At 66.7% G+C, this 4398-nt stretch carries 6 protein-coding genes; 1 reads left to right on the forward strand and 5 read right to left on the reverse strand.

Translation table 11 applies throughout. The features are described 5' to 3' along the window. A partial coding sequence (locus VFB18_RS00555; protein WP_324970328.1) for a hypothetical protein occupies positions 1 to 188 on the forward strand: 188 nt, incomplete at its 5' end. On the opposite strand, the gene VFB18_RS00560 is transcribed toward VFB18_RS00555, so the two are convergent. The 5 genes from VFB18_RS00560 to VFB18_RS00580 all read right to left on the reverse strand — a co-directional run. Continuing rightward, positions 185 to 1336 carry a branched-chain amino acid ABC transporter substrate-binding protein gene (locus VFB18_RS00560; RefSeq protein WP_324970329.1) on the reverse strand — a complete coding sequence of 384 codons (1152 nt, stop codon included), beginning with the start codon at positions 1334 to 1336 and terminating at the stop codon, positions 185 to 187. The genes VFB18_RS00555 and VFB18_RS00560 overlap by 4 nt on opposite strands. Before the next feature lie 64 nt (positions 1337 to 1400). Next, positions 1401 to 1745: a DUF6867 family protein gene (locus VFB18_RS00565; RefSeq protein ID WP_324970330.1), complete on the reverse strand. Its 345-nt coding sequence runs from the start codon at positions 1743 to 1745 to the stop codon at positions 1401 to 1403. After that, complete coding sequence (locus VFB18_RS00570) at positions 1742 to 2494, reverse strand: ABC transporter ATP-binding protein (RefSeq protein ID WP_324970331.1); 753 nt, start codon at positions 2492 to 2494, stop codon at positions 1742 to 1744. Before VFB18_RS00570 ends, VFB18_RS00565 begins: the two co-directional genes overlap by 4 nt. A gap of 172 nt (positions 2495 to 2666) precedes the next feature. Further along, entirely contained in the window at positions 2667 to 3575 is a 909-nt protein-coding gene (locus VFB18_RS00575; protein WP_324970332.1) for an ABC transporter ATP-binding protein, read from the reverse strand. Further along, on the reverse strand, positions 3575 to 4398 hold an 824-nt coding region (locus VFB18_RS00580; protein ID WP_414675615.1), incomplete at its 5' end, for an ABC transporter permease subunit. The genes VFB18_RS00580 and VFB18_RS00575, both read right to left, overlap by 1 nt.

The following is a 4398-nucleotide window of genomic DNA, read 5'->3' on the forward strand; positions in this document are numbered from 1 at the left end:
AGCTTGCCCTCCTCATCAACCAGATGGACAACCCCCCTGAGAACCCGCACGACCTCTATCTCCGCATCATGGAGAAGCTGAACGAGTTCAAGGCGCTGGGGCTGCCGCTGCCCGGCGATTTCGTGCGCGTCGAGAAGGAACTCGAGGCCTATTTCAAGTCGCAGGAGGCTCCCGCCAGGAAACGCTAGTTGGCGGCAGCCTTCGGCGTCTCTTCGCCGGTCAACTGCTCGTAGGTGCCGTTGGACCAGCGATAGACGGCGTAAGGCGGCAGGTTCGGGTCGCCCTTCTCGTTGAACCTGAACTTGCCGATCACGGTGTCGAACTCGGTATCGTTGAGCGCCTTCACCACTTCGGCCGAATCGACCGACTTTGCCTTCTCGGCCGCCTGCTTCCAGGCCTGGAACGCGGCATAGGTGTAGAGCACATAGCCTTCGGGCTCGATGCCCTTGTCCTTGAAGCGCTTCACCACCTCCGCCGCGGCCGGGTTCTTGCGCGGATCCGGTGAGAAGGTCATGAGCGTGCCTTCGCCGGCGCCTCCCGTGATCGACCAGAACTCCTGAGTCACAAGCGCATCGCCGCCCATGAGGATGGTGTTCATGCCCTGATCGCGCATCTGACGGATGATGAGGCCGGCCTCGGTGTGATAGCCCCCGTAATAGAGCACGTCGATATTGGCCTGCTTGAGCTTGGAAACGAGCGCCGAATAGTCCTTCTCGCCGGCGGTGATCGCCTCGTACATCGCCTCCTTCTTGCCGGCCGCGTTCATCGCCTTCAGCGTCTCGTCGGCAAGTCCCTTGCCGTAGGCGGTCTTGTCGTGGACGAAGGCGATGTTCTTGTCGGCGAAATGTTCGGCGAGATACTTGCCGGCAACGCCGCCTTGCTGATCGTCGCGTCCGCAGACGCGATAGATGTTCGGCCCGGCGCGGTCGTCGGTCAGGACCGGGTTGGTTGAGGCGGGCGAGATCTGGATGGTGTTCGACTCGGCATAGACCTTTGACGCCGGAATCGAGGAGCCCGAGCAATAGCCCCCGACGACCAGCGCCACGCCGTTCGCGGTCATCTGGTTGGCGACCGCGACCGCCTGCTTCGGATCGCATGCGTCGTCGCCGATTTTGAGTTCGAGCTTCTTGCCGAGCACGCCGCCGGCCGCATTGATGTCCTCGACCGCCAATTGGCCGCCGTTCGTCAATTGAGCACCGAAGGAGGCATACTGGCCGGTGACCGGCGCCTCCACCCCGACCGGGATGGTGTCGCTTCCCTTTCCGCCGCCGTCGCCGCAAGCCGCCATCAGAAGGGCCGCGGCAAAGGCCGCTGATAACCCGGCAAAGCGTTTCATCGTCACCTCCCTCTCGAACACCCGTTCCGAGTCTATCGCATTTGCCCTGAGCGCTCCTGGAAATTCACGCCTTGCGGTCGCGCCAGGAGATCGGGCTCGTCCGTTCGTAGAGCCAGCGATATTGGGTGACCATCTGGGTGGTGCGCATGACGCGGAAACCGAGGCAAGCACAGGCCGTCAGGATCGCATAGGTGACGAGATAGTAGTAGGGCGACAGCAGGCTGCCGTCGAACAGCGCATAGTGGAAGAAGCGCACGGCCGCGGCGAGCAGCGCCATGTAGAAGAACAGGCGCCAGAAGGGCTTCCAGCCGCGCGCAAGCCCGCGGCCGGCGAGGAACGCGGCCCCGCCGCCGAGGATCACCGTGAGCACAAGAAACACGCCGGTGCCGTCGTCGGAAAGCCAGCTCATTTGCGCACCCCGACGCGCGGGCCGCTCTGCGCGCCGCCTTCGAGATAGGCGGCCTGCACCTCCTTGCTGCCGAGGAGCTCGGCGCCCGTGCCGCTCATGGTGATCCTGCCGTTGACCATGACATAGCCGCGATGGGCGAGTCGCAACGCATGGTAAGCGCTCTGCTCGACGAGGAAAATCGTCAGTCCATAGTCTGTGTTGAGGGTACGGATCGCGCCGAAGATCTGCTTGACGATGAGCGGGGCGAGGCCGAGCGAGGGCTCGTCCAGCAGGAGCAGCTTGGGCCGGCTCATGAGGGCGCGGGCGATCGCCAGCATCTGCTGCTCGCCGCCCGACAGCGTGCCGCCCCGCTGATCGAGCCGGCGCGCCAGCACCGGGAAGAGGGCGCAGACCTTGGGCAGATCCTCCTCGAAGTGGGCGCCGTCGTCGATCTCGGCGCCCATCTGCAGGTTCTCGCGCACCGTCATGCGCGGGAAGATGCGCCGGCCCTCCGGGGCCTGGGCGATCCTGAGGCGGGCGATGGCGTGGGTCGGCAGGTCGGTGATGTCGCGGCCGCGGTAGAGGATGCGCCCCTCGCGGGCGCGCGGGTTGCCGAAGATGGTCATCATCAGCGTCGACTTGCCGGCGCCGTTGGCGCCGATGAGAGTGACGATCTCGCCCTCGTGCACGTCGACGTCCACGCCCTTGAGCGCCATCACGCTGCCGTAGAAGCTCTTGACGCCGCGCACGGCGAGCAGCGGCTCGGTCATGGCGCGCGCTCCATCTCGCCCCGGGTGCGGCCCTGTTCCCCTCCCCCTGACGGGGAGGGGCTAGGGGTGGGGTGATGATCCCTCACGGTTGTGCTCGTGGACCCCCACCCCCGGCCCCTCCCCGCAAGGGGGAGGGGAGCCGGTGCGATTGGCGATTGAGGAAGCCACGTCCTCATCGCGCGATCTCCGCTTCCACCTCCTCCACCTCCTTGTCCTCCACGCCCAGGTAGGCGGCGATCACCTTGGGGTCGTTGCGGACGTGATCGGGTGGGCCGTCGGAGATCTTCTGGCCGTACTCGAGCACGACGACATGGTCGGAGATTTCCATCACCACCGACATGTCGTGCTCGATGAGCAGGATCGAGGTGCCGTGCTCCTGCTGGATCGAGTGCAGGAACTCGGTGAGCTCGGCGGACTCGCGCGGATTGAGGCCGGCGGCCGGCTCGTCGAGGCAGAGCAGGGCGGGCTCGGTGCACATGGCGCGCGCGATCTCGAGCCGGCGCTGGGCGCCGTAGGGCAGGTCGCCCGCGGGATCGTCGGCGCGCTCCGTCAGCCCGACGCGCTCGAGCCAGTGCTTGGCGAGCTCGACGGCTCTGGCCTCGGCCTGCACGTAGCGCCGGGCGCCGACGAGGCCGAGCACTGTCCAGCCGGAAGCGACCATCAGCCGATTGTGCTGCGCCACGATCAGGTTCTCCAACACCGTCATGCCGGGGAAGAGGCGGATGTTCTGGAACGTTCGGGCGACCCGGGCGCGCGCGGCGATCTCGTAGTCGGGCATGCGCTCGAGCAGGAAGACGGCGCCCGTGGCCGTCCTGTGGAAGCGTCGGCCGGAGGCGGTGAGTGCGGCGACCTCTGCCTCCGACACCGCGTCGCCGAGGCTCAGGAGCAGGCGGCCGGAGGTGGGCTTGTAGAACCCGGTGATGCAGTTGAAGACGGTGGTCTTGCCGGCACCGTTGGGGCCGATGATGGCGGTGATCTCGCCGCGGTTGGCGGCGAACGAGAGGTCGTCGATGGCGACGAGCCCGCCGAAGCGCATCGTCAGGTGCTCGACGCGGAGCTGCGGGACCGGCGGGGTGTCCATCAGCCGTGACCCTCTTTCACCATCTCGGCGCGCACCAGGCGGCGCTCGCGCAGGAAGATGGAGGGCGCGCGGAAGGCGACGAGTCCGCGCGGCCGCCATACCATGAGCAGCACCATGGCCAGGCCGAACAGCAGCATGCGGTACTGCGTCGGCTCGAAGTCGGGGCCGAAGATGCGCTTGAGCCAGTCGAGCTCGCGCAGGATCTCGGTGCCGCCGATCATGACGAGGGCGGCAATGGCGACGCCGATCTGGCTGCCCATCCCGCCGAGCACGACGATCGACAGCACCACCGCACTCTCCATGAAGGTGAAGGACTCGGGGCTGATGAAGCCTTGTCTGGCGGCGAAGAAGGATCCGGCGAAGCCGCCGAAGCCCGCGCCCATGGCGAACGCCGTGAGCTTGGTGTTGGTGGTGTTGATGCCGAGCGAGCGGCAGGCGATCTCGTCCTCGCGCAGCGCTTCCCAGGCGCGGCCGATCGGCAGCCGCCTGAGCCTGATCGTCACCCAGTTGGTGAGCAATGCCAGGCCGACGATCAGGTAGAAGAGGAAGAGGGTGCGGTAGAGCGGCGTGAACTCGAGGCCGAACACCGCGGTGAAGCCCTCGTCGCTGGCATTGAACGGGATGCCGAAGAAGGACGGCCGCGGGATGCCGGAGATGCCGGCGTAGCCGCCCGTGACCGGCACCCAGTTGATGAGCACGAGGCGGATGATCTCGCCGAACGCCAGGGTGACGATGGCGAGATAGTCGCCCCTCAGCCGCAGCACCGGGAAGCCCAGCAGGATGCCCCAGAATGCCGCCATCAGGCCGGCCACGGGCAGGCAGA

The organism is Methyloceanibacter sp., assembly GCF_035650995.1.
Lineage (GTDB): Bacteria > Pseudomonadota > Alphaproteobacteria > Rhizobiales > Methyloligellaceae > Methyloceanibacter.

What these genes read in the sequence shown, in the direction of transcription:
- VFB18_RS00560 (WP_324970329.1), bottom strand. Translation starts at nt 1,336, where the DNA reads ATGAAACGCTTTGCCGGGTTATCAGCGGCCTTTGCCGCGGCCCTTCTG.
- VFB18_RS00565 (WP_324970330.1), bottom strand. Translation starts at nt 1,745, where the DNA reads ATGAGCTGGCTTTCCGACGACGGCACCGGCGTGTTTCTTGTGCTCACG.
- VFB18_RS00570 (WP_324970331.1), bottom strand. Translation starts at nt 2,494, where the DNA reads ATGACCGAGCCGCTGCTCGCCGTGCGCGGCGTCAAGAGCTTCTACGGC.
- VFB18_RS00575 (WP_324970332.1), bottom strand. Translation starts at nt 3,575, where the DNA reads ATGGACACCCCGCCGGTCCCGCAGCTCCGCGTCGAGCACCTGACGATG.